This is a genomic window from Sandaracinaceae bacterium, assembly GCA_016706685.1.
In the GTDB taxonomy this organism is placed as follows: domain Bacteria; phylum Myxococcota_A; class Polyangia; order Polyangiales; family Houyiibacteriaceae; genus JADJJE01.
This window is the reverse complement of record JADJJE010000001.1, coordinates 269,156-292,713: the sequence shown is the minus strand read 5'-3', so window position 1 is coordinate 292,713 and position 23,558 is coordinate 269,156. Positions and strand designations below refer to the sequence as shown.

Here is a 23,558-nt window from a genome sequence, read left to right as displayed (position 1 = left end):
GTATGATGTCCGCCCCATGGACCCCTCGGCTCCCCGCACGCTGCGCACCCTGATCGCCCTGCACGAGGAGTCGAGCGGCGCGTGCGTGGCGTATCCCGTCATGCGCCCGGAGTGGGCGGCGTTCGGGGATCGTGACGACGTGCTCACCGAGCTGCGCCTGTTCCTCGAGGCACAAGTGCGGAAGCTGAGCGCGCCAGAGGTGGCGCACCTGCACCTCGCGCCGGACGTGAGCGGACGTCTGGTGCCCGTCACGCTCGGCCGCGTAGACCTGCCGCACGCGCTGCGGCATGCATCCGAGGTGGTCTTCCCGTGCGCGCTGATCCCCAAGGGGGACGCCCACTGGGTGGTCATCCTCCCGTTGCGGCACTCGTTCTTCGTGGAGCCCGACGAGCCCCTCGTGCCCGCCATAAGGGCCGAGGCCGAGCGGCTGATCCGAGCCCTCGAGCCCACGCCGAGCCAATGGCTGGACCTCCTGCCCGCGCCCACCGTGGACCTCGAGCTGCTCGAGGTGCAGCTGGCGGAGCGCGACGAGGAGCGCGGCGCTGCGGCGGGCCTGGCGCGCAAGCTCACGCGCCTCGCCGAGCGTCGCGCGGCCCGGGAGATGCTGGACCACGTGGGGCGGCCGCTGCACGGGCAGACCCGAGGCGCCGCCCCGTGCGTGGGCCGAGAGCAGGAGCAGGCCGCGCTGGGGGCGCTCCTCGCGGCGCCCACGCGCTCGGGGGTGGTGCTGGTGGGGCCCGAGGGCAGCGGCAAGAGCGCCGTCTTCCGCAGCTGGCTGGGCAGCGTGGGGCGGGACGCCGAGCGGCTGGTGTGGGCCACGTCCGGGGCGCAGCTGATCGCCGGGCAGAGCGGCCTCGGGCAGTGGCAGGAGCGTCTGCGTCGCGTGCTGGAGTCGGCTTCGCGGCTGGACGCCATCCTCTACTTCGACGACCTCGCGGACCTCTTCGGCGACAAGGCCGGCGGCTTCGTGGACCTGGCGTCCGGCGTGAAGCCCTTCGTGGACGATGGCCGCGTACGCGTGGTGGGCGAGCTGACCAGCGAGGTGCTCGACGAGCTGCGCCAGCGCGACCCGAGCTTCCTGGCGCTCTTCCACGTCATCGCGGTGCCAGCCATGAGCCGCGACGACGCGGCGCGGGCGCTGCATGCGCACGTGGTCAGCGACACGCGCCGGGCGGGAAATGCCCCCGATGCCCCGCTGCTCACGCCCGAGACGGAGCGGGTCATCCTGACGTTGACGGAGCGCTATGTGCCGTACCGGGCATTCCCGGGAAAAGCAGTACGGCTCTACGAAGAGGTGCGCGCGGCGGCGCGGCGCCTCGACCCGGCGGGCAGCGCAGGCATCGACCCCGACCAGGCCTATGCCACCTTCAGTGTGGCCACCGGCGTGCCGCGCTTCTTGCTGGACCCGGCCGAGGCGCTGGGAGCCGATCGGCTGCGCACCCAGCTGCGCGCGCGCGTGGTGGGCCAGGAAGACGCCGTCGAGCGGGTGATCGAGACGCTGGGCGTGGTGAAGGCTGCGCTCTCGCAGGGCGAGAAGCCGCTGGCCAGCTTCTTGTTCGTGGGCCCCACGGGCGTGGGCAAGACCGAGCTCGCGCGCGCGCTGGCCGCGCAGATCTTCGGCGACCCCACGCACCTCATCCGCTTCGACATGAGCGAGTACGCGGACCCGAGCGCGGCCGAGCGCTTGATCCGCGGCGCGGACTCCCGCGAGGGCGCGCTCACACGCGAGGTGCGCCGCAAGCCCTTCGGGGTGGTGCTGCTGGACGAGCTGGAGAAGGCCGACCCCAGCGTCTTCGACCTCTTACTGCAGGTCTGCGGGGAGGGGCGGCTGACCGACGCGCGCGGGCGCACCGCGTACTTCCACAACGTCATCCTGATCATGACCAGCAACCTGGGCGCCAGCCATCGCGCACGCCCCCCGCTCGGCATCGGCGCGCAGGCCGCGACCGATGGTCAGCGCTACGAGGACGCCATCGAGGCGCGCTTCCGCCCCGAGTTCATCAACCGTATCGACCGCATCGTGCCCTTCGTGTCGTTGGACCAGGCGCAGATGCAGGCGGTGACGCGGCTCATGGTGGCGAAGCTGGCGGGGCGGCGGGGGTTCATGGACGCGCGCGCGTCGCTCACGGTCACCGACGCGGCCATCGAGCGCCTAGCGCGAGCGGGACACGACCCGGCCTACGGTGCGCGCGGGATGCGGCGCTTCCTCGACGAGGCGCTGGCGGCACCGCTCGCGCGGCTGGTGGGCGAGCTCGGGGAGGTCTGGGAAGGAGCCAGCCTGCGTGTGCGGGCTGCCCACGAGCCCGAGGAGCGTGGCCAGGATGGGGCTCGCATCGCCTCGCGCGCCCTCGGCGAGTGGCACGTCGACGCGTTCCGGGGCGAGCGCCTCGGGCGACACCGCTCCCTGGACGTGATCTGGGCCTTCGCGCGCGTGCGACGGGAGGCGGACGGTTGGCTTCTGTCGCCGGCCATCGAGGGCCTGCTGCAGCGCCGCCGGTTCCTCACCATGCAGCTGAACCAGCACGCACGCCGGGCACGGAGGAACGCCGACCCAGGGCCGCTCGCGGCTACGCTGGCACGCGACGCGGGGCGGCTGGCGCAGCCGCTCGAGGCGCTCGAGGCCGTCAGCGAGGAGGTGCGCGTCTACGAGGAGCTGCTGCTGGGGGCGCTCTGGTCGGACAGCCGCGACGGCGGTGTCGACATGGCGCTCTGCGACGAGCTTCGCGCCAGACTGACGAAGGCCGCTGTTCGCGCCACGATGACCGCAGAGCCCGTCGACCGGGCCACGGTGTACCTGCAGGAGCGCGATCTCCAGGGTGCCGCTGCGCACTGGCTGCGGGGCCTCGCCCAAGAGGCGCGCGCGCGCAGCTGGAAGGTGTGGGCGTTCCCCGCGCGGGGCACCACCGGCCTCGTGCTCCCTGCGGGGGACTCGAGCGCGCTGCCCTTCGCGCCCGCCATCGAGCTGCACGAGCTGGTCGCCTTGCTGGACGTCACGCCACGCGCGCCCATGTCGGTGGTGCTGAGCGGCAGCGGCGCGCTGATTGGGAACTACCTGTATGCCGAGCGCGGTCTGCACCGCGTGGCGGCCGGGCCCGAGGGGGTCGAGCGGGGCCACTTCGAGCTCACCTTCGTGATCGCCGAGGCCCCGCCTTCGCCGGCCACGCTCGCGCGTGTGGCGCCAGCGCCGTTCGACCCGCGAGCCGGGCTGCACCTGCTGCCGGCAGCGCGGGTAGTGGAGGCACACCGTGGGTTGGTGATCGCCGTGGGTGGGGCGCTACGCATCGCCGTCGAAGACTACTGGACCGAGATCGACGCGGTGGTGGCCGCAACGGTGCGACGTCACCCCCAGACGGAGGTCGCATGAACCTCACCATCGCCATCTACCAGCGCAGGCTCCCGGGCGGCACGCTCGAGTGGCACACGCTCGGCCTCGGGGAGTCGCGCGACATCTCGTTGCGTGGACAGAGCGTGGTGAAGCTGGAGGCGCAGCTGCGCGAGCGCGTGCAGCAGCGGCTGGCCGACAGCAAGCCCGAGGAGCTGCGGCGCTACACCATCGGGCGTGGTACCGAGCTGCTGCGTCCCCACCTGGAGCTCACGCTGCGCGGGGAGCAGGGGCGCGTGAAGACGGCTGGCCGCTTCCCGCTGGTGTTGGAGCCGCGCCATCGCTCGGCGTCGGAGCTGCTCTACATCGTGTACCACCCGCGTCGCCCGCTCGAGTGGTTCGCGCGCGATCCGGATGTGGCGCTGGCCGAGCAAGCCACGCGCTACTTTCGCCACGCCTGGGCCGACCTCTCGGAGGACGAGATCACGGAGCTCGAGACCGACGGGCACGACCTCATCCGGGCCGTGGCCTTCCGTGCCAAGGTGCCCACGCTGCTCGACGGGCTCGAGACGCGCCGTGGGCCGTTCGACGACCTGGACCAGGACCCCGCGCGGCGTGGCGGGCGCGGAGAGAAGCGCAAGAGCGGCCTCGGGCTGCTGGGGACGCTCGGCACGGACCTCACGCTGCGCGCGGCCGACGGTCGCCTGCCTCGCGGCCAGCCGCGTGGGGAGCTGCGCGCGTCCCTCGCGCGCTTGATGGGCGCCTCCCAGCAGCTCCCGCTCGTGGCCATCGGGCCGAGCGGGGCGGGCAAGACCACCGTGCTGCATCAGCTGGTGTACGACTTGCTGGACGCCGAGGACTACCCCTCGCACGGCAACCTCGATCAGGTGACGCACGTGGTGGCGCTCGACGGTAAGCGCATCATCGCGGGCATGAGTCGCGTGGGGGAGTGGGAAGAGCGCGTGGTCACCCTGCTGCGCGATGCCCGCGCGGCGCGCGTGGTCGTGTGGCTCGAAGACCTCCACACCATGGGCAAGGTCGGCCAGTCGCGCGACAGCACCCGCGCCGTGGCGGACTTGCTGCGCGGCCCCGTGGCGCGTGGGGAGCTGTGCGTCATCGGTGAGGCCACCCCCGCCCAGTGGGACAAGCTGCGCGAGGACGCCCCAGGGTTCGCAGACCTCTTCACCGAGGTGCACGTCGCCCCCTCCACGCCGGCCGAGACGCTGGGGATGATGTTGGCGCGCGCCCGCGAGCTGGAGCACGGAGGCGCGGCGCGCGGGAACGATGCCTCCCACCCAGCGGACGGCCAGGCGCCAGCGCGATCCACGCCGGTCATCTTCGACCCGCTCGCGTTCCGAGCGCTGCTCGACCTGGCGCAGACCCTCTTCCACGGCACGGCGCTCCCGGGCGCGGCGCTCGCGTGGATGAGCCGACTGCCGCGCTACGCCGACGGTGACTTCGTGGTGGACGAGGACTCCGTGCTCGATCTCGTCAGCGAGCGCACCGGCCTGCCTTCGGAGCTGCTCCGGCCCACCGAGCCGCTCGCCCCGGCCGACGTGAAGCAGCGCCTCGAGGAGCGCGTGGTGGGACAGGACGCCGCGGTCGACGCCGTGGTGGACGTGGTCATGCGCATCCACGCGGGGCTCACCGACCCGGCGCGCCCCTACGCGACCTACCTGTTCACGGGCCCCACGGGCACGGGCAAGACCGAGCTGGCCAAGGCGCTGGCGGACTACCTGTACGGCAGCAGCGCGCGCCTGCTGCGCTTCGACATGGGCGAGTACAACGCAGCGGACGCCCCGGCGCGGCTCATCGGTGACCGCTACGCGCCGCGCGGTGCCCTCACGGAGGCGGTACGCCAAGCGCCCTTCTCGGTGGTGCTGTTCGACGAGATCGAGAAGGCACATCCCAGCGTTCACTACCTGCTGCTGCAGCTCCTGGACGAGGGGCGGCTGTGCGACGCCGAAGGCAACGAGGCGGACTTCACCCACACCGTGATCTTGATGACGTCCAACCTGGGCGCCGAGGCGCAGCCGCGCGTGGGGTTCGGGGACCGGAGAGACGCAGCCGGCGCCGTGACCCACGCGGTGAAGGACTTCTTTCCCCCGGAGCTGTACAACCGCATCGACCGGGTGGTGCGCTTCCACCCCTTCTCGGCGGACGCCGCCGCCAGCGTGGCCGAGAAGGAGCTCACCCAGCTGCTGGCGCGCCGCGGGCTGCTGGAGCGGCAGGTGTTCGTGTTCACCACGCAGAGCGCCACCGCCCGCATGGTGCGTGAGGGCTTCGACCCGCTCATGGGGGCGCGCTCGCTCAAGCGCTATCTCGAGAAGCACGTGGGCCACGTGCTCGCCGAGGAGGTGGCGGGACACACGCGCGCGGAGATGCGCATCGTGCGGATCTACGACGCGGACGGCGAGTACAAGCTGCACGTGGACACGCTGCGCGAGGCCCCTCCCACCGGTCGGGAGCTCCGTCTGCCGGCGCTGCTCACGCGCGGCCCGCGCGAGCTGCGGGACGAGCTGCCGGCGGCGCTCGCGGCCATCGACGCGCTTCTGGCCGGCCCGCTGCTGGAGCAGGCCGTGGCCGAGCTGCGCAAGCACTTGCCGCACGTGACCGACGGCGAGCAAGAGCATGCCGACCACGTGCACCGCGCCGACCTGGTGCGTGGGGAGCTGCTGGCGTTCCGTGAGCGACTCGAGGCCTGGGTGCGGCACGATGACTGGATGGAGGAGGGCCTGAACGAACTCGCGCTCGAGACCTTCGAGGTGCGCTCGTCGGTCATGGGGGCCCGCCGCGTCCGCCTGCTCCACCCGCGCTACGTGCTGCCCGACGCGCCGCGCTTGTCGCGCCGGGACACGTTGCTCGCGCTCGCAGAGGCGTGGTTCCTCGAGCGGGCCACGCGCGCCGCCAGCGACGCGGCGCAGCACACCGTGCTGGTGGAGCTGCTGCGGGTGGGTCAGGGCCGCAACCGGCGGGTGACCGCGCGCGACCAGGACTTGTTCGGCTGGCTCATCGAGGCCTACCGTGGCGGTCGCGGCGTGCTCACGGGGGCCGCCCTGGCCATGCCCGACGGGTCGCGCCGTGAGCTGGGGTTCGAGGACGTCGAGAAGCTCGCGCTCCCCGAGAACCAGGGCGCCTCGCGCGTGGTGCTCAAGTTCGTGGGCCTCGGCGTCACCGACTTCTTCGCGGGGGAGGTGGGGTGCCACGTGCGCACGTCGCTGCTCAGTGGCTCCGAGGTGGTGCGCGTGCGCGCCATCCCCGGCGACGACGAGCGCACGCCGCTCGCGGTGATCCTCGCGTCGGACCGCGCGCGCGTGGTGTTCGAGCAAGCCCTCGAGGCGGGTCAGGTGCCGCTGCCGGAAGACCCCGAGGCGCTGCTGCCGTGCGTGCGCCGGGTGCGCTTCGATCCGCCGCTGCGGCCCGGCGAGCTCGCGCCCATCGAAGTGGAAGACTTCCGTCTCGGCACCTCGGGCGTGCACCAGTGCCGCCGCATGGCCGACGTGCTGCCACACTATTGGGCGCTGCGCGCGAGCGAGAAGCTCACGGAGGGCCCATGAGCAGCCCCAAACCATCGCTTCGCGTCTACTTCATCGCGCACCCGGAGGGCCGCTGGTCGGGCTACCTCATGCGGCTGCGCCAGGGGCTCTTCGACCAGCCCGCACCGTCGGCGTACGGCTTCAGCCGCGAAGAGGTGCTGCAGCTCATCGAACAAGAGCTGACGGAGCGCATCGCCACCGGCCGCGAGACGCTCGACGCGTACTTCTTCACCGAGACGTTCTCGGTGGGCGTCGCGCGCGTGGTGGTCCGTCCGGCCACGGTGGTGGACAAGCAGACCGTCGTCGGCGAACGCACCATCCCCATGCGCATCTCCTACGCGTGGTCGCCCCTGCCGAGCGGTGGGTACCGCGTCATGCTGCCGCGCTTCGGCTGGTGGATCTTGCTCGAGACCCTCACGCTAGCGCCCGACGCGCTGCGCACCGCCGTGGGCGCGGCGCTGCTGGGGGGGCAGCAGAGCTGGGTCTACGACTTCGACCAGCAGGGGGACGACGATGTGCAGGTCTTCGAGCCGGCCGAGCTGGCGCGCAGCCGGTCGGCTCCCAAGCGCCCCAGTGAGGGAGAACGGCTGCGTGCCGACTTCCCCATCGCCACGGCCGTGTGCGACGAGTGGGTGCAGCGCTGTGCGGATGGCCGCCTGCCCCGGCGCAGCGCGTCGCCGGGCGCGCTCCAGCAGCTGACGTCGTTGCTCGAGTTGCGCCCGCTGCCCAGCATCTTGATCGTGGGTGAGCCGGGCGTGGGCAAGACGACCCTGGTGCAGGGCTTCGCGCGCGAGCTGCTGCGCCGGCGGCGGGCGAGCACTGGCCACGAGCCGCGCCTCTGGGCCACCTCGGCCGACCGCTTGATCGCCGGCATGATCTACCTGGGCGAGTGGCAGGAGCGCTGCCTCGGGCTCATCGAGGAACTCGCCGACGAGCGCGACTTCCTCTATGTGGACAACCTCGCCTCGTTCTTGAAGGAGCGCTCGGCGGGGTCGTCGGTGGGCGACCTGTTCGCACCCGCGGTGCTCTCGTCGTCGCTGCCCATCATCGCGGAGTGCAGCCCCAGCGAGCGTGAGTGGGCGCGACGCCACGCCGCCACGCTGCTGGACGCCATGGACGTGGTGGAGCTGGCCGAGATGCCCAGCGCCTCGGTGGCGCGCCTGGTGGTGCAGCGCAGCGCGCAGTCTGGGCAACGCGATGGGCGCCCGGGTGCGGTCATCCACCCGGAGGGCGTCTCGCGCGTGGTCCACCACCTCTCCGCGTTCCGGCGAGACCAGCGCTTCCCGGGCAAGGCTGTGCACTTCCTCGACTGGCTGGATGCGGACGAGGCGCGCCCGAGCGTGCTCTACCCCGCCGACGTGAGCGTGGCGTACGCGCGCTACAGCGGCTTGCCCATTGCCGTGATCGCCGACGAGCACCCGGTCACCACGCGCGAGGTGGCCGCGGCGCTGCGCGCCGGCGTCATCGGTCAGGACGCCGCCTGCGAGGCGTGCGCGCGCGTGGTGGTGCCCTTCAAGGCGGGCGTGCACGACCCCGACAAGCCGCTCGGCAGCCTGTTCTTCGTGGGGCCCACGGGCGTGGGCAAGACCGAGCTCGCGAAGCAGCTGGCGCACTACCTCTTCGGCGACGCGAAGCGCCTCATCCGCGTGGACATGAGCGAGTACATGGTGCGCGGCGCGGCGCAGCGTCTGCTCGAGGTGGGCGAGGGCGTGAGCAGCCTCGCGCAGCGCGTGCGCGCTCAGCCGCTGTCGCTCGTGCTGTTCGACGAGATCGAGAAGGCGCACCGCGAGACCTTCGACTTGCTGCTCGGCCTCCTTGGCGAGGGGCGCTTGACCGACTCACGCGGGAGCTTGGTGGACTTCCGCATGACCATCGTGGTCATGACCAGCAACCTCGGCGTGAGCGAGCGTGCCGCGGCCGGGTTCGGCACCAGCCGCCAGCAAGACTTCGCTCGTGGGGTGCGCGAGCACTTCCGCCCGGAGTTCTGGAACCGCCTCGACCACGTGGTGTCGTTCGGCCACCTGCAGCGCGAAGACGTGCGGAGCATCGTCGATCTCGAGCTGGGGAAGGTGCGCGCGCGTGAGGGGCTGCGCGCTCGTGGCGTGACGCTGCAGGTGAGCGCTGCGGCGCGCGACCGGCTCGCCGACCTGGGGTACGACGAGCGCCGCGGCGCGCGACCGCTGCAGCGCGTCATCGAGGAGCGTGTGGTCACGCCCATGGCGGTGCACCTGGCCGAGGCGCCCGAGCTCACGGGCGTCACCTTCCGGGTGGCGTGCGCGGGCGAGCCACGGCCCCTGCTGGCAGGGACGGTGGTTGACGTGGAGCTCTCATGACGGGCCAGCCATAGACCCACCGACCGGCTATCTTGCCCCGATGCGCTGCCGCTCCTTCGCCCGCTCGCACCCCCACGCGTGGTTCCTGGTGCTCGCCACTGTCGCGCTGGCCACCAGCCCACTGGGCTGCGCACACAGTCGGCCGGCGCCGTCCACGCTCGTGGCAACCGGCGGTCACGGGACCGCGCCCGACTTCCGCGAGTGGACCCCGGAAGCCTTCGCCGAGGCGCGCAGCACACGGAAGCTGCTGCTCATCAGCGTGCAGGCCGGCTGGTGCCACTGGTGCCACGTCATGAACGCCGAGACCTTCGCCGACCCACGCGTGCTGGCCGTGCTGGCACAGCGCTACGTGGTCATCCGCGTCGAGGCCGACGCGCGCCCGGATATCGCCGAGCGCTACGCCGAGTATGGCTGGCCCGCGACGGCGCTCCTCACCCCCGACGCGGAGCCCATCCTCGCGCTGCGTGGGTACCGCGCCCCCGACGTGTTCGCGCGCATCTTGACGCGCGCCGCCGATGACGTCGCCGCCGGGCGGAGCACCGATGCCCAGCAACTCGACCAGCCGGCGCATGGAACGCCGCCCGACCTCGACGCCGCGCTCGCGTTCACCCGCGCACAGCTGGACGAACTCTATGAGCCGCGCCTCGGGGGCTGGGGACGCATTCAGCGCTACCCCTTCGCGGCTCCGCTCGAGCACGCCTTCTCGCGCGCTGTCATCGACGGAGAGGCCGCCTGGCTCCCGCGCGCGCTGACCACCGCCACGAGCTACGCCGCGCTGCTCGACCCCGTGTTCGGTGGGATGTACCAGTACTCCACCCGCGGAGACTGGCAGCACCCGCACTTCGAGAAGCTCGCGGCCATTCAGGCTGGCGCCATCCAGTCCTTCGTCAGCGCGTACGGCGCCACGGGGGACGCGCGCTGGCTCGAACACGCGCGCTCCGTGGCCACCTACGTACGAGCGTTCCTGGAGGACCCCGCGGGCGGCTTCTATGCCAGCCAAGACGCGGACGTTCCCACCACGCGGGGCGTGCTGCCTGGTGCGGACTACTACGCGCTCGCTGATGCAGAACGCCGCGCGCTGGGCCTGCCACGCACCGACACGGCGCTCTACGCCAGCCTGAACGGCCTCTTGATCGACGCGCTGGCGCGGCTCGCCCAGGTGGACCCCGAGGGCCCGTGGCTCACCTCGGCGCGTGCAGCCGCCGAGCGCCTCGAGCGCACGCACCGCCGCGGTGACGCCTTCGCGCACGCCCCCAACGACCCCCCGGGCGCGCTGCTGCACCTCGCCGATCAGGCGTACATGGCACGGGGGCTCGCCACGCTGGGTGAGACGACCGGAGACCCACGCTGGTTCGCGCTCGCGGAGCGCACCCTGGTCTTCGCCGAGGCCCGGCTGCGTGACCCCGAGCGCGGTGGCTTCTTCGCGCACACCGCCGACCCGAGCGCGGTGGGGGTGTTCGCGCAGCGCCAGAAGCCCCTCGAGCAGAACGCCGTGATGGCCGAGCTGATGCTCGAGTTGTCGCAGCGCGCGAGTGACGACGCGCGGCGTGACCGAGCGCTCGCCACGCTTCGGGACGTCGCCGTTCCGGCCACCATCGCCCGCCAGGGTCGCAAGGTCGGCGCGTTGGTGCTGGCGCTCGAGCGCGCGCGGTCGGGGTACTTCTTGCTCTCGGTGGTGGGCGAGCCCGCAGACCCGGCCACGCACGCGCTGCACCGCGCAGCCCTGCGGTTCCAGCGTCCCGACCGCTTGGTGGAGTTGGGCGTACCCGGGAGCAGCCGTTATCCATATCCAGGAGAGGCAGCGGTCTACCTCTGCAGCCGCGACGCATGCTCGCTCCCTTTCACGGACGCGGGGAGCCTAGCCCAGGGGGTGACCACCTTCGCGCGGTCCCTGCGCCAGTGAGCGTCAATGCCATGATTGTCGAATAATTCCGCTGTAAGAGGTGCTGCTTTTCAATTCTGCAATGCGCTGCTAACGATGCCGCATGCCTTCGAATCCAGATCGCGACAAGACCGTAAAGCAGGATGCCCTGCCACGGGTCTCGCAGATCTCGCAGGCCACCACGGCACAGCGCAGCGCGCGCCGGCTGCTGGCCGATCAGCTCGGCCTGGTGGCTGGCCAGCGCCTCTTGGTGCTCTTCGGCGAGGGGTCCGGGCTCGAGCAGGCGTGCCGCGTGGTCGAGGAGGTGTCGGCCGAGCTGGGCGTGGTGCTGACCGCGCTCGACACCCGCGCGCTCAGTCTGGCCAGCGAGGTGGAGCGTCGCGCCTGGCGTGAGGCCCTGGCGCGCTGTCACGCCTGCATCTTGCTGGGCGGCGAGGGGCGCCCCGCGGCAGAGCGCCTCGAGGCAGAAGTTCGGGTCCAGACCGGGGGCAAGCCGCTCGCCATCCTGCGCGTGGACCCCGACGCGTTGCTGCACCACGGCTGGCGGCGCCCACCATCCTCCAGCGCGCCTATGCGCGCTACCTCACCTCGCGCCTGGCGCCCGACGCCGAGGTGGCGGTGCGTTGGCACGGCGCCCCCGCGCTGTTGCTGCGTGTGGAGCACACGCGCTCTTCGCGGCCGCGCGGGCCGGTGGCGGACTTCGAGTTTCCACACGGCCACGTGGCAGTCGGCCTCGACACGGCCGCCGGGCAGCTCGCTCGGCCCACGTCCATCTTGCTGCCCACGCCGCCGCTCCTCACACGGCCCCCGCAGGGGTTCCAGTTCCACAACGGTGTGCTGCGCGCGGTGGTCGGGGCGGACGGGCCCGACTGGCTGGGCGAGGTCTCACGCCGCTTTCCGGGCATGCGCCTGCGCACGCTCGGCTTCGGTCTGGTGTCCCCGCAGGTCTCGCCCATCGAGCGCGCGGGTGTTCGCCTCAGCGACGTGGGCTGCACGCTCAGCGTGGTCGACGCACGGCAACGCGGCGTCAGCCCCAGCGACGCGGCCTACACGGGGCTCACCTTCTGCCTCAACGGCCCGGGCTTGGACGTGGACATCGACGGCGTCGCCATCTTGCGTGGTGGCCGCTACGTGGAGCCCAGCGCCGCGTACTGAGAGCGAGGCGCCGCTGGGCTCACGTCAGCGGGTCACAGGCGCTCGATGATCGTGACGTTGGCCTGGCCGCCGCCTTCGCACATGGTCTGCAGGCCGTAGCGGCCGCCGGTGCGCTCGAGCTCGTGCAGCAGCGTGGTCATCAGGCGCGCGCCCGTGGCGCCCAGCGGGTGGCCCAGCGCGATGGCGCCGCCGTTCACGTTCACCTTGCTCAGGTCGGCCTCGAGGTCCTTGGCCCACGCCATGACCACCGACGCGAAGGCCTCGTTGATCTCGACCAGGTCGATGTCGTTCAGCGACATGCCGGCCTTCTTGAGCGCGTGCTGCGTGGCCGGGATGGGCGCGGTCAGCATCCAGATGGGGTCCGCGCCGCGCACGCTGATGTGGTGGATGCGCGCGCGCGGCTTGAGGCCGTGCTGCTTCACCGCGGCCTCGCTCGCGATCAACAGCGCCGCCGAGGCGTCCGAGATCTGGCTGGCCACGCCGGCCGTGAGGCGGTCTGCGCCCGGCAGGGTCTTGAGCTCCGCCATCTTCTCGAGCGTGCTCCCGCGGCGCGGGCCCTCGTCGATGCGCACGTCGCCGTAGGGCAGGATCTCGCGGTCGAAGCGGCCCTCGTCCTGGGCGCGGATGGCGCGCTCGTGGCTCTCGAGCGAGTAGGCCTCCATGGCGGCGCGGGAGAGGTCCCACTTCTCCGCGATGCGCTGCGCCGAGAGGAACTGGTTCACCTCTTGCCCGCCGTAGCGCGCCTGCCAGCCCTTGCTGCCGCTGAACGGGTCGCTGATACCGAACTGGGTGGCCACCATCATGGCCGCGCTGATGGGGATCTGCGTCATCTGCTGGACGCCGCCGGCCACCACCAGGTCCTGCGTGCCGCTCATCACGGCCTGCGCCGCGAAGTGCACGGCCTGCTGCGAGCTGCCGCACTGGCGGTCCACCGTGGTGCCCGGCACCGAGTCCGGCAGGCCAGCCGCCAGCCAGCACGTGCGCGCGATGTCGCCCGCCTGGTGACCAATGGTGTCCACGCAGCCGAAGATGACGTCGTCCACGGCGGCCGGGTCGATGCCCGTGCGCTCGACCAGGCCCTTGATGACGTGCGCGCCGAGATCGGCGGGGTGCTCGGCCCCGAGGCCCCCCTTGCGGCGACCCACGGGCGTACGGACGGCATCAACGATATAGGCTTCGGGCATGGCGGATCCTTGTGATCGAGGGTCGGAGAACGGGAGCGAGGGTTACAGGATGTGCGCGCCGATGCGGGCGCGATGCTCCGCGGCGGTGCCGTAGAAGGGAGCCAGCGTCCACACGCGCTTCATGAAGAAGTGCAGGTCGCACTCGATGGTGTAGCCGATGGCGCCGTGCACCTGGAGCGCGATCTTGGCCACCACGCGTCCCGCCTCTTCGGCGTAGATCTTGGCGGTGGACACGGCCAGCTCGGCCTCGCGGCGCGACTCGTCGCCGTGACGGTCACGGTTGGCCAGCGCCCACGCGGCGCGATACACGACTGGCTGCGCGAAGGCGATGCGCCCAGCCGCGTTGGCCAAGTGATGCTGCACCGCCTGTTGTGCGCCGATGGGCTTGCCGAACTGCTCGCGGTCTTTGGCGTACGCCACCGCGAGGTCCAGCATGCGCCGCGAGAGCCCCACCATGATGCACGCGTTGCCGAGGGCGGCGCGCTCGTAGGCGAGCTGGATGGCGGCCGTGGCGGCTGGCCCGCGCGCCACCAAGTGCTTGTCGGACGGCGTGTAGTCCAGTGTGGCGATCGTCGTCGCGCGGTCCACGGCGGTCTGCTCGCCGAGCCCCGCCTCCGCGCGCGGCACCGCATAGAGGGCGTCGCCACGAGCGATGAGCAGCAAGTCCGCGAGCGGCGCGTGCAGCGCCAGCTGCTGGCCTTCGAAGCACAGCGCCAGGGTCGCGTCGCCCGCGCATACCTTGCCCACCCACTCGGCATGCGGGGTTCCCGCGCCCAGCGTCTCCAGCAAGCGCAAGCCAGCCAGCGACGTCTCGGCCACTGGGCCCGGAAGCCCCGCGTAGCCGGCCTCTTCGAGCACCAGCGCGAGGTCCACCTCGTCCATGCCCATGCCGCCAGCCTCTTCGGAGGCGGCCATGCCCACGAAGCCGTTCTCGGCGAGCGTGCTCCACACCGGGGCGCGCAGGTCGCTCGCGCCGTTCCACACGCGGCGCACCACCTCGGGCGCGCACTCCTTCGCGAGCACGTCGCGCACGGTGTCGCGCAGCAGCGTCTGATCTTCGGAGAATGCAAAGTGCATGGCTCGTTCTCTCTGCTAGCCGCGCGGCAGGCCCAGCACGCGCTGCGCCGCGATGTTCCGTTGAATCTCGTTGGTGCCCGCGTAGATCGGGCCCGCCAGCGCGAACTGGAAGCCCTTGATCCAGGCCCCCTCGTCGGCGGCATCGGCGCTGCCTTCGTCCAGGCACTGCGCCTGCCCCAGAATGCTCAGCGCGGTCTCGTGCGTGCGCACGTCCATCTCCGACCAGAACACCTTGTTGAGGCTCGACTCCGCGCCGATGGGCTTGCCCGTCAGCATGTCGGTCACGCTCTTGAAGGTGTACCAGCGGTAGGCCTCGGCCCCCATCCACGCGTCGATGACCTGATCGCGGAGCGCCGGGTCACATGTCTCGCGGTAGCGGCGGTAAAGGTCGATCAAGCGCGTGGCCGTGGCCATGAAGCGCCCGGGGCTGCGCAGCGACAGGCCGCGCTCGCTGCTCGTGGTGGCCATCGCCACTTCCCAGCCCTTGTTCACTTCGCCGATGACGTTCTCGTCGGGCACGAACAGGTCTTCCAGGAACAGCTCTGCGAAGCCCTCGTCGCCGTCCAGGCGGTCCACGCCGCGCACCGTCACGCCCTCGCCCGTGAGCGGGAACAGGCAGTAGGTGAGGCCGTGGTGGCGCGACTTGCTCGGGTCCGTGCGGAAGAGGCCATAGGCCATGTCGCTGAACGCGCCGCGCGTGGACCAGGTCTTCTGCCCGGTGAGCAGCCAGCCGCCGTCCACCCGCTTGGCCGTGCTCCGGAGGCTGGCCAGGTCGCTGCCCGAGTTGGGCTCCGACCAGGCCTGCGCGATGCTCAGGTCCCCGCGCGCCATGGGCTTCAAGATGCGCTGCTTCTGGGCCTCGGTGCCGAACTCGAAGATGGTGGGCGCCAGCAGGAAGATGCCGTTCTGCGTCACGCGGCTGGGCGCGCGCACGCGGTAGTACTCCTCCTCGAAGATCAGCCACTCGTAGAGCGAGGCCTCGCGGCCGCCGTAGGCCTTGGGCCACGACACGCACGACCAGCCCGCGTCGAAGAGCTTGCGCTCCCACTCGAGGTGCAGGGCGTAGCCCTCGCGCGTGTCACCGCTCGGGAGCGACTCCTTCGGCACGTTGGCTTCCAGCCACGAGCGACACTCGGCGCGGAACGCGCTCTCCTGCGCGCTGAAGTCGAGGTTCATCATGGCGTCACCCCACCTGCAGCGAGAGCAGCGTGGCCCTCGCCTCGTCCATGATGCGCTCGAGCAGCTGGGCCACGGTGGGCAGCTCGTCGATGACACCCACCACCTGACCGGTGGGCAGGATGCCCGAGTCCTTGCCGTCCACCATGCTCGCCTTGGTGAGCATCGGCGCGTTGGCGGCCATGGCCAGCTGCGACCAGGTGAGCCCCTTGCTCTCCTTCATGGCGCGGCCCTCCTCGATCATGTCCATGAGCTTGGTGTTGGTCAGCTTCATGAGCGTGAGCGCGTTGCGTGCCGCCTTCGGGAAGCGCGTGAACGGGCTGGCCTGCTCCAGCTCGTCGATCATGGGCGTGCGGATCACGCGCTGCGGGTAGCCGTCGATGGCGCGCGTCACCACGGTGCCGTCGATGGCCGTCTTCAGGTACTGCGCCTTCACGTGCTCGGGCACCTGGCTCTCCTGCGTGAGCAAGAAGCGCGTGCCCATGGCGATGCCGCTCGCGCCGCTGGCCATGGCCGACACGAGGCCGCGCCCGTCGCTGAAGCCGCCAGCGCCCAAGAACGGGAACGACACCACGTCGGCCACCTGCCGCATGAGGATGTGCGTGGGCACGTTGCCCGTGTGCCCGCCGCCCTCGTGGCCCTGCGCGATGACGGAGTCCACGCCCCACTCGGCCACCTTCTGGGCGTGCCGCTGCGCGCCGATGGTGGGCATGGTCAGCACGCCCGCGTCCTTGAGGCGCGTGATGACGGCCTTGCCGGGCGCCTGCGCGAAGCTGGCCACCTTCACCTGAGCGCTGATCAGCAGCTCCACGCGCTTCATCACGTCGGCCTGGTCGGCGCGCAGGTTCACGCCGAAGTTGCGGTCGGTGTTGTCCTTCACCTGCTGGATAGCCTGCTCCAGCTCCTCGAAGGTCATGGTGGCCGCCGCCAGGATGCCGAGGCCGCCGGCCGCCGACGTGGCCGAGGTGAGCTTGGCCCCCGAGACCCAGCCCATGCCGGTCTGGATGATGGGGTAGTCGATGCCGAAGAGGTCGCAGATGGGCGTGCGCAGCTTGGCGTCCAGCTTGGCCTTCATCCCGGCGTCGGGCGCGCCGCCGCCGGCCACCACGGTGAGGTCGACTTCCGGGCCTTGGCGGAGGGCTTCTTCGACTCGCTCATGACTTCACCTCGCGGGCGGCAACGCCCTTGGGATCCAGCTTGCGCAGCCACGCCAGCTCGTCGGCCGTGGGCTCACGCGACTCGGGAACATCGCTCGGGATGACCAGCTCGAAGCCGGTGGCGGCCTGGACGTCGGCCACGCTCACGCCGGGGTGCACGGAGCGGAGGCGCATGCGGTTGTCCGGCGTCTCGAAGTCCAGCACACAGAGGTTGGTGATGACGCGCCGGATCTCGTGCCGCGCGCGGCTGTTGGGGTGCAGCTTCGCCGCGCGGTCGTAGCCAACGCCGGCCACGCAGTCCACCTTCTGCACCAGCACGCGCGGGTTGTGGTCCCCGATGAAGTAGCTGGTGGTGTGGTTGATGGTGTTGCCCGGCGCGCCGCGCACACCCAGCAGCTGCGTCTTGGGCTGCTTGAAGGTGCCACCCAGGTAGGCGAGGTTCTGGTTGCCGTACTGGTCGATCTGGCTGCCGCCCATCATGACGTGGCGCTTGCCCCAGAAGAGCGTGTCGAACACGAAGGGGAAGGGCATCCACCCTTCGATCACCGCGTCGGCCACATCGGCGCCGAGCGGCACGTTGTCCGCCAGGATCATGTTCACGCCGTCGGTCATGACCAGGTCCGGCTCGAAGGTGGCGCGCGCCAGCATGGCCCCCAGCTTGGACGTGGGGCTCATGGGGCTGACCATGATCTCACCGTCGCCGCGGAAGCACTCGGCCACGGCCACGGCGCAGATGTCGGTGCGCGTGATCGCTTGGTTGTCAGTGCTCACTTCGCCACCGCCTTCTGGTACTCGTCTTCGGTCACGTCGAGGTACTTGGCCTTCCACGCCTCCCACGACGCCGCGTCCTTCGCGCTCGCGGCGTACTCCTTCTGGAACGCCTCGTCGCGCTCGTAGTCCGGAGGGCACTCGGTGAAGTGGGCTCCGCCCGGCGCGTGCACCACGCCCTGCACCATCATGCGGTTGATCTTGAGCGTGTGGAACGTGCCCTCGTCGAGCAGGTTCGCGGTGGGGACGATCTTCTCGGCGCTCATGAACGCCTTGTCGGCGGCCATGCAGAAGAGCTCGTCCATGTACGGGTCGCGGCCAAGGTACTGCCCGTTGCCAGCCGTGTCGGCGCGGTTCATGTGGATGAACGCCACGTCCAGGCGCTGCGCGGGGATGGCCACCAGCTCTTCACCGTCATCATACGGCGACTTCACGGTGCGGATCTGCGGCTGGTTCACCAGCACGTCGGAGCCGAGGCCTGCGCGCGTGGGCAGGAACGGCAAGCGCCACGCGGCGGCCTGCAGGCCCAGGCGGAACATGCCCTCGTCCAGCGACACGGCCTCGATGGTGCCGGCCTGGCGTGCGTTGCGGAAGTGCGGCTCGAGCGCGATGGAGTCGAGCGACACGAAGCCGTAGACCACCTTTCGCGCTTGGCCCGTGGCGCACAGGATGCCCACGTCGGGGCCGCCGTAGCTCACGATGGTCAGGTCCTTCACGCCGGAGCGCACCAGCGCCCGCACGAAGGCCATGGGCTTGCGCCGCGAGCCCCAGCCGCCGATGCCGACGGTCATGCCGTCGCGCACCTCGCCCACGGCGTCTTCGAGTGTCATCGTCTTGTCTGCCACGTGGCTCTTCTTTCAGGGCGCGTCGCGGCGTGTGCGCGAGCCGTGCCCGGTGCGGTTCAGCGGCCGGTTCAGCTTCCGGCTTTGGTGTCCACGTCGCGCTTCTCCACGAAGGCGTTGCGTGCCTCGTCGGCAGCGCCAGCGAGGTTGAGCTGGAAGGTGAAGCCCTGCTCGAAGCGGTAGGAGCGGTTCACGTCCACCGGGTCGATGTTGTTCAGGCACTCCTTGGCGGCGCGGACCACCGCCTTGATCTTCTTCTTGAACGTGCCCGCCACTTCGAGCGCCTTCGCGCGCGTCTGGTCGCGCGGCACCACCGCGTAGACGCTGCCCCACGCCTGCAGCTCTTCGGCGGTGGCGTTCTCGCACGTGAGCACCATGGCGCGCGCCTTCATGGGGGGCACCAAGCGCGCCAGGTGAGTGGCGGCGCCGAGCGCGCCACGGTCCACCTCGGGCAGGCCGAACTTGGCGCCCGTGCTGGCGATGATGATGTCCGAGTTGCCCACGAGGCCGATGCCGCCGCCCACGCAGAAGTCGTTCACCACGCTGATGACCGGCACCTCGCACTCGTAGACCGCCTTGAAGGCCTCCCAACAGCCCTTGTTGGCGCCGAGCAGCGCGGTGAAGCCGTCGGTCGTCTGCATCTCCTTGATGTCCACGCCGGCGTTGAAGCCCTTGCCCTCGGCGCGCAGCACCACGCAGGCCACCTCTGGGTTCTTCCCGCAGGCCGTGATCTTGGCGGCGAGATCGAACCAGCCCGCGACCGTGAGCGCGTTGACCGGGGGGTTGTTCATGACGACTTCAGCGATGCCGTCGTTGATCTCTACGGAGATGGTCATGCGTGCTCACGGGGGCTTGGGGGAAGGCGTCGGCACGGGCGTACAGCCTCGCCGCGCGCAGACCGCAAAATAGAACACGTTTCACTTTCACGCAACCCGAAGCGCCCGTCGCGGGGCCTGAAATGCGACGCCCGCCGACGGTGGGCTCCGTGGGCGGGCGAACGGGGAGTCGGCGGCCGGCTGGTGTCAGCTCTGGCGCGGGGCGAAGCTGGTGCAGGTGCCCAGCGGGTGCACCGCGCCGAGCTGCAGCGTGCACTCCCCGCAGGCGGTGAGCGGCGCGCCGGCCGGGAAGAAGTTGCAGTCCTTGCAGAGCTTGGTCGCGTCGGCGCTCATGTCCGTGTAGGACATGGTCTGGCGCATCTGGGTCTGCTGGGGGGTCAGCCCCGTGGTGCACACGAAGCCCTCGGGCTCGCTGCCGCCGCAGCCCAGGAACGTGGTCGCCAGGGCGGCGCCGCCGATCAGCGCGGTGCCGCGGTGCAGGAAGACGCGGCGGGACATGCCGCTGGTCGAGTTCGGGCGCTTGGTCTCGGGCTTGGTCTGACTCATGGGAACCGTCCTTTCCATGGATTCATGGAGTTCGAAGGCGCTATGCGGCGTCGTCGGTCGTAGGGGAGTGATAGTGCTCCTCCAGCACTTCGGCCAGGTACACACACACATCCGTGGTGGTTAAAATCCCCGCGAGCCGTCCGTCGCGCAGCACCACCGCCGAGCCGATCTTGCGGGCCCCCATCTCGCGGGCCACCTCCGCCAAGGACGCGCTCCACTCCACGATGAAGGGCGCCGCCGACACCAGCCCGCCCATGTCGATGTCGTGGCGGCCCTCGGCCTGGCAGCGCCAGAGATCGCGTTCGCTGACTACCCCCAGCACGGTCTCGCCCTGGGTCACCGGGATGTGCCGGATGCCGTGCTCCTCCATCATGGCCCACGCGGTGGATACGTCGGCGTTGGCGTCGAGCGAGTAGGGGAAGGGCGTCATCAGGCGGGCCACGCGCGGCATCGCTTTCATGCGGCGCATGATGCCACGCTTGACACTCCGAGGCGCCCTGTGTAATCACTTCATCAACTGATGAACTATGCAGGTCAACGGCTCGGGCGGGGCGCCGCGCGGCATCGAGACTCCGATCCGCACGTGGAGCACGCTGCGTCGCCCGAACCCTCAGCCGGGTCTGCGGCGTCAGACCACGTGCACGCGCCCGCGTCGTTCGGCGCGCTGTCACCCGCCCCGCTGCTGGAGCGCGCGGCAGACCTGTTCCGCGCGCTCGGTGACACGGCTCGGCTGTCGCTGCTCGAGAAGCTCACGCACGGCGAGTTCTGTGTGGGCGAGCTGGCGGACTCCTCCGGCGAGGCGCTCAGCACCGTGTCGCAGCGGCTGCGGCGGCTGCGGGGTGACGCGCTGGTGCGTCGTCGTCGTGACGGCAAGCACATCTACTACACGGTGGCGGACGAGCACGTGGCGGAGCTCATCCGCACGGCGCTCGACCACGCCCTGCACGAGCACGAGCCCACCGCCACGAGCGAAGACGCGGGCGAAGAGGAGGACGAAGGATGAGCGCTCTCGTCGAGGCTATCGACTGCGTGACGCTGCCGGGTGAGCCCTGCGAAGAGGGCGCCGCGCCAGGCCACACGTGGATGCACCACCTCTTCGAGCGCGTGCGGCCCACGTCCGTGCTGCCGGGCCGCGTGCGCTTCCGCTTGGACTTCCCGGGGGACGAGATCCTCGAGGACTGCCTGCGGCGCCAGCTGAGCCCGCTCGATGGGCTCTCGCTGCAGAGCTACAGCCCGCGCACGCGCACGGCGCTGGTCACGTTCGACGTGAGCAAGCACGACGTGGTGGCGGTCGCCGCGGCGGTGCTGCGGGGCGTGGGCGAGTTCGCGCGCCTGCACGGCTACTGCGACCTGGCGCATCACCACCACGAGCCTGCGTCGCGCAAGACCCGGCAGGCCCAGGCCAAGGGCGGGCACGCCGCGGGCGCTCATGGGCACGAGCACGACCACGAGCACGACCACGGTCACGGTCACGGTCACGGTCACGGTCACGAACACGAACACGACCACGAGGACTCGTGCACCGACGAGGGCGGCGACTGCGCGGCGGGCCACGATCACTCCGCGCTGGCCACGGAGTCCGGGGTGCGGCGCGAGATCTGGAACCTCGCCGTCAGCGGCGGCCTGCTCGTCTACATGCTGCGGAAGCGGCTGCGGTCGGGGGTCATGACGGGCGGCAACCCCCTCGGCGACCTGGCCGCGCTCGCCACCATCGCCTTCGGCTATCCCATCTTCCGTGATGGCGCCAAGACCCTGGGCCCCGGCAAGAAGGCCACCGACGACACGCTCATCTCCATCGCCGTCATCGCCAGCCTCCTGATGCGCGAGAGCATCACCGGGCTCAGCGTGGTGGTGCTCATCCGGCTCGGTCGTCTGCTGGAGGCCATGACCATCCGGCGCTCCCGCGCGGCCATCAAAGAGCTCATGGACTTCACGCCGTCGGAGGCGTGGCGCGTGACCGAGGGGCAAGGTGCCCTGCGCGTGGCCGTCAGCGACGTGCGTCGTGGTGACAAGCTACGGGTCATGGACGCTGAGCGCGTCCCGCTCGATGGCCTCATCCGCGAGGGCCAGGGTCTGGTGCGCGAGGCCGTGATCACGGGCGAGTCCACGCCAGTGGAGAAGCGCGTGGGCGACCACGTCTACGCTGGCTCCGTGCTGGTGCGCGGCGACCTGGTCATCGAGGTCACCAACGAGTCGGACGCCACCGTCATCGCCCAGATGGTGGACGCCATCGAGAACGTGCGCGAACACAAGGCCGACGTGGAGCGCGTGGGCCAGCGTTTCGCTTCCAAGCTGATTCCCGTATCCATCGGCATCTCCGCCCTCACGTTCCTCGTGACGCGGGACTGGCGCCGCAGCGTGACCATGCTGGTCATCGCGTGCCCCTGTGCTGCCGGCCTGGCTACCCCCACGGCGGTGGCCGCGGCCATCGGGAGCGCCGCGCGGCGCGGCATCTTGGTCAAGGGTGGCCTGCACCTCGAGACGGCCGCCGGCGTGGACACGCTCATCTTCGACAAGACGGGCACGCTCACCGAGGGCAACCCGCGCGTCACCTCGCTCGAGCTCACGCCCGCGGGCGAGCAGCTGGGGCGCGCCGAGGTGCTGCGCCTCGTCGGCTCGGCCGAACAACACACCACGCACCCGCTCGGGCAGGCGCTCGTGACGCTCGCGCGTGACGCTGGTGCCGTGCTCGAACCCGTCGAGAGCGTCCAGACCATCGAGGGGCAGGGGCTGCTCGCGCGGTTCTCGAACAGCGAACTGCGCGTGGGCAACGCACGCCTGATGGCCGCCGCGGGTATTTCACTCACGGGCTTCGACGGGCTCGACTCCGGACAGCGCTCGGAGGCCTTCTTCGCCCGCGGAGACACCCTGCTCGGGCGCGCGCTGATCGAGGACGCCGTGCGGCACGACGCGCGAGCGGTGCTCGATGCCCTGCGCGCGCGAGGCCACCGGGTGATCCTCGCGAGCGGCGACCGCGCCCCGGTCGTCACGGCCGTTGCGGCCGCGCTCGGCTTCGCTCCCGAGGACGTGCTCGCCGAGCAGCTCCCGCAGGACAAGTTCAACCTGGTGGACACGCTGCGCGCCGCCGGCCACCGCGTGGCCATGGTGGGTGACGGCGTGAACGACGCCCAGGCGCTCGCCCACGCAGACCTCAGCATCGCCATGGGCAGCGGGCGCTGCGACCTGGCCATCGAGACCGCCGACGTGACGTTGGCGCGTGACGAGCTGGGCCTCGTCATCGCCACCATGAACGTGGCCGACAAGACCCTGCGCACCATCTACACCAACCTGGCGGCGTCCATCGGCGTGAACGCGCTCGGCATCGCGGCCGGCTCCATGGGCAACCTCACGCCCTTCGCAGCGGCCATCGTGCACAACCTCAGCACCATCGCGGTGGTGCTCAACTCGTTCCGACTGGGACACTCCCTCAACCGCGAGCTCGCATCCGGCGAAGGCTGGGCACCCGACAAAGGCTGAACGCAATGTCCAAGAAGAAGAAAAAGAAGAACAAGGGCAAGGGCAAGGGCACGCGCGAGCCGAGCCTCGGCGAGAAGGCCCAGTACGTGGCCTTCGGCGTCGCGGTCGGGGTGGCCATCGCGCCCTACGTCCGTGAGCGTCTGACCCAGCTGCGCCCTCTCCTCGACGGTCTGCTCGAGCAGGTGGTCGGTGACTCCGAGGGTCTCGCCGAGCGCGCGAGCGACATCATGGCCGCGGCGCGCGGGGCGATGTCGAAGGCCAGCTGAC

The 23,558-nt window shown here is 71.0% G+C and carries 17 protein-coding genes; 8 read left to right on the top strand and 9 right to left on the bottom strand.

Features of this window, described 5'->3' with window-relative positions:
• Positions 1-16: 16 nt before the first annotated feature.
• The 5 genes from IPI43_01245 (at position 17) to IPI43_01225 (ending at position 12,228) form a co-directional block, all read left to right on the top strand.
• Positions 17-3,364 (top strand): ATP-dependent Clp protease ATP-binding subunit, encoded by a 3,348-nt coding sequence (locus IPI43_01245; protein MBK7772755.1) that lies wholly within the window; start codon positions 17-19, stop codon positions 3,362-3,364.
• A complete protein-coding gene (locus tag IPI43_01240) occupies positions 3,361-6,879 on the top strand; it encodes an ATP-dependent Clp protease ATP-binding subunit (GenBank protein ID MBK7772754.1) in 3,519 nt (1,172 codons plus the stop codon). The genes IPI43_01245 and IPI43_01240 overlap by 4 nt, the downstream gene beginning before the upstream one ends.
• The gene (locus IPI43_01235; GenBank protein ID MBK7772753.1) at positions 6,876-9,191 is read left to right on the top strand and encodes an AAA family ATPase; all 2,316 of its coding nucleotides are present in this window, start codon (positions 6,876-6,878) and stop codon (positions 9,189-9,191) included. The genes IPI43_01240 and IPI43_01235 overlap by 4 nt, the downstream gene beginning before the upstream one ends.
• Before the next feature lie 40 nt (positions 9,192-9,231).
• Positions 9,232-11,094, top strand: a complete 1,863-nt coding sequence (locus IPI43_01230; protein MBK7772752.1) for a thioredoxin domain-containing protein — start codon at positions 9,232-9,234, stop codon at positions 11,092-11,094.
• Positions 11,095-11,685: 591 nt separating this feature from the next.
• Positions 11,686-12,228 carry a hypothetical protein gene (locus tag IPI43_01225; GenBank protein ID MBK7772751.1) on the top strand — a complete coding sequence of 181 codons (543 nt, stop codon included), beginning with the start codon at positions 11,686-11,688 and terminating at the stop codon, positions 12,226-12,228.
• A 32-nt stretch (positions 12,229-12,260) separates the two neighbouring features.
• Here IPI43_01225 and IPI43_01220 read toward each other — a convergent pair whose 3' ends face one another.
• The 9 genes from IPI43_01220 to IPI43_01180 all read right to left on the bottom strand — a co-directional run bounded on the left by IPI43_01220 (position 12,261) and on the right by IPI43_01180 (position 20,274).
• Positions 12,261-13,412: an acetyl-CoA C-acetyltransferase gene (locus IPI43_01220; GenBank protein MBK7772750.1), complete on the bottom strand. Its 1,152-nt coding sequence runs from the start codon at positions 13,410-13,412 to the stop codon at positions 12,261-12,263.
• Positions 13,413-13,454: 42 nt separating this feature from the next.
• On the bottom strand, positions 13,455-14,489 hold the full coding sequence (locus tag IPI43_01215; protein ID MBK7772749.1) for an acyl-CoA/acyl-ACP dehydrogenase: 1,035 nt from the start codon (positions 14,487-14,489) through the stop codon (positions 13,455-13,457).
• A 15-nt stretch (positions 14,490-14,504) separates the two neighbouring features.
• The gene (locus IPI43_01210) at positions 14,505-15,665 is read right to left on the bottom strand and encodes an acyl-CoA dehydrogenase family protein (GenBank protein MBK7772748.1); all 1,161 of its coding nucleotides are present in this window, start codon (positions 15,663-15,665) and stop codon (positions 14,505-14,507) included.
• Positions 15,666-15,672: 7 nt separating this feature from the next.
• A complete protein-coding gene (locus IPI43_01205; protein ID MBK7772747.1) occupies positions 15,673-16,740 on the bottom strand; it encodes a nitronate monooxygenase in 1,068 nt (355 codons plus the stop codon).
• Positions 16,741-16,819: 79 nt separating this feature from the next.
• Entirely contained in the window at positions 16,820-17,509 is a 690-nt protein-coding gene (locus IPI43_01200) for a CoA-transferase (GenBank protein ID MBK7772746.1), read from the bottom strand.
• 80 nt (positions 17,510-17,589) lie between these two features.
• The gene (locus IPI43_01195; GenBank protein MBK7772745.1) at positions 17,590-18,435 is read right to left on the bottom strand and encodes a CoA transferase subunit A; all 846 of its coding nucleotides are present in this window, start codon (positions 18,433-18,435) and stop codon (positions 17,590-17,592) included.
• 68 nt (positions 18,436-18,503) lie between these two features.
• Complete coding sequence (locus IPI43_01190; protein ID MBK7772744.1) at positions 18,504-19,268, bottom strand: enoyl-CoA hydratase family protein; 765 nt, start codon at positions 19,266-19,268, stop codon at positions 18,504-18,506.
• Between the two features lie 186 nt (positions 19,269-19,454).
• Entirely contained in the window at positions 19,455-19,814 is a 360-nt protein-coding gene (locus IPI43_01185; protein ID MBK7772743.1) for a hypothetical protein, read from the bottom strand.
• Positions 19,815-19,854: 40 nt separating this feature from the next.
• Positions 19,855-20,274, bottom strand: a complete 420-nt coding sequence (locus tag IPI43_01180; GenBank protein MBK7772742.1) for a CBS domain-containing protein — start codon at positions 20,272-20,274, stop codon at positions 19,855-19,857.
• A 60-nt stretch (positions 20,275-20,334) separates the two neighbouring features.
• Between IPI43_01180 and IPI43_01175 the strand changes: the two genes are divergently transcribed.
• From IPI43_01175 to IPI43_01165, 3 genes are read left to right on the top strand one after another with little or no spacing between them, the layout of a single operon-like run.
• Positions 20,335-20,817, top strand: coding sequence for a helix-turn-helix transcriptional regulator (locus IPI43_01175; GenBank protein ID MBK7772741.1), 483 nt, complete (start codon positions 20,335-20,337; stop codon positions 20,815-20,817).
• Entirely contained in the window at positions 20,814-23,291 is a 2,478-nt protein-coding gene (locus tag IPI43_01170; GenBank protein MBK7772740.1) for a cation-translocating P-type ATPase, read from the top strand. Before IPI43_01175 ends, IPI43_01170 begins: the two co-directional genes overlap by 4 nt.
• Before the next feature lie 5 nt (positions 23,292-23,296).
• Entirely contained in the window at positions 23,297-23,557 is a 261-nt protein-coding gene (locus IPI43_01165) for a hypothetical protein (protein MBK7772739.1), read from the top strand.
• Position 23,558: the final 1 nt, after the last annotated feature.

What these genes read in the sequence shown, in the direction of transcription:
- IPI43_01245 (MBK7772755.1), top strand. Translation starts at nt 17, where the DNA reads ATGGACCCCTCGGCTCCCCGCACGCTGCGCACCCTGATCGCCCTGCAC.
- IPI43_01240 (MBK7772754.1), top strand. Translation starts at nt 3,361, where the DNA reads ATGAACCTCACCATCGCCATCTACCAGCGCAGGCTCCCGGGCGGCACG.
- IPI43_01235 (MBK7772753.1), top strand. Translation starts at nt 6,876, where the DNA reads ATGAGCAGCCCCAAACCATCGCTTCGCGTCTACTTCATCGCGCACCCG.
- IPI43_01230 (MBK7772752.1), top strand. Translation starts at nt 9,232, where the DNA reads ATGCGCTGCCGCTCCTTCGCCCGCTCGCACCCCCACGCGTGGTTCCTG.
- IPI43_01220 (MBK7772750.1), bottom strand. Translation starts at nt 13,412, where the DNA reads ATGCCCGAAGCCTATATCGTTGATGCCGTCCGTACGCCCGTGGGTCGC.
- IPI43_01215 (MBK7772749.1), bottom strand. Translation starts at nt 14,489, where the DNA reads ATGCACTTTGCATTCTCCGAAGATCAGACGCTGCTGCGCGACACCGTG.
- IPI43_01210 (MBK7772748.1), bottom strand. Translation starts at nt 15,665, where the DNA reads ATGAACCTCGACTTCAGCGCGCAGGAGAGCGCGTTCCGCGCCGAGTGT.
- IPI43_01205 (MBK7772747.1), bottom strand. Translation starts at nt 16,740, where the DNA reads ATGAAGGCCAAGCTGGACGCCAAGCTGCGCACGCCCATCTGCGACCTC.
- IPI43_01200 (MBK7772746.1), bottom strand. Translation starts at nt 17,509, where the DNA reads ATGGTCAGCCCCATGAGCCCCACGTCCAAGCTGGGGGCCATGCTGGCG.
- IPI43_01190 (MBK7772744.1), bottom strand. Translation starts at nt 19,268, where the DNA reads ATGACCATCTCCGTAGAGATCAACGACGGCATCGCTGAAGTCGTCATG.
- IPI43_01185 (MBK7772743.1), bottom strand. Translation starts at nt 19,814, where the DNA reads ATGAGTCAGACCAAGCCCGAGACCAAGCGCCCGAACTCGACCAGCGGC.
- IPI43_01180 (MBK7772742.1), bottom strand. Translation starts at nt 20,274, where the DNA reads ATGAAAGCGATGCCGCGCGTGGCCCGCCTGATGACGCCCTTCCCCTAC.
- IPI43_01175 (MBK7772741.1), top strand. Translation starts at nt 20,335, where the DNA reads ATGAACTATGCAGGTCAACGGCTCGGGCGGGGCGCCGCGCGGCATCGA.
- IPI43_01170 (MBK7772740.1), top strand. Translation starts at nt 20,814, where the DNA reads ATGAGCGCTCTCGTCGAGGCTATCGACTGCGTGACGCTGCCGGGTGAG.
- IPI43_01165 (MBK7772739.1), top strand. Translation starts at nt 23,297, where the DNA reads ATGTCCAAGAAGAAGAAAAAGAAGAACAAGGGCAAGGGCAAGGGCACG.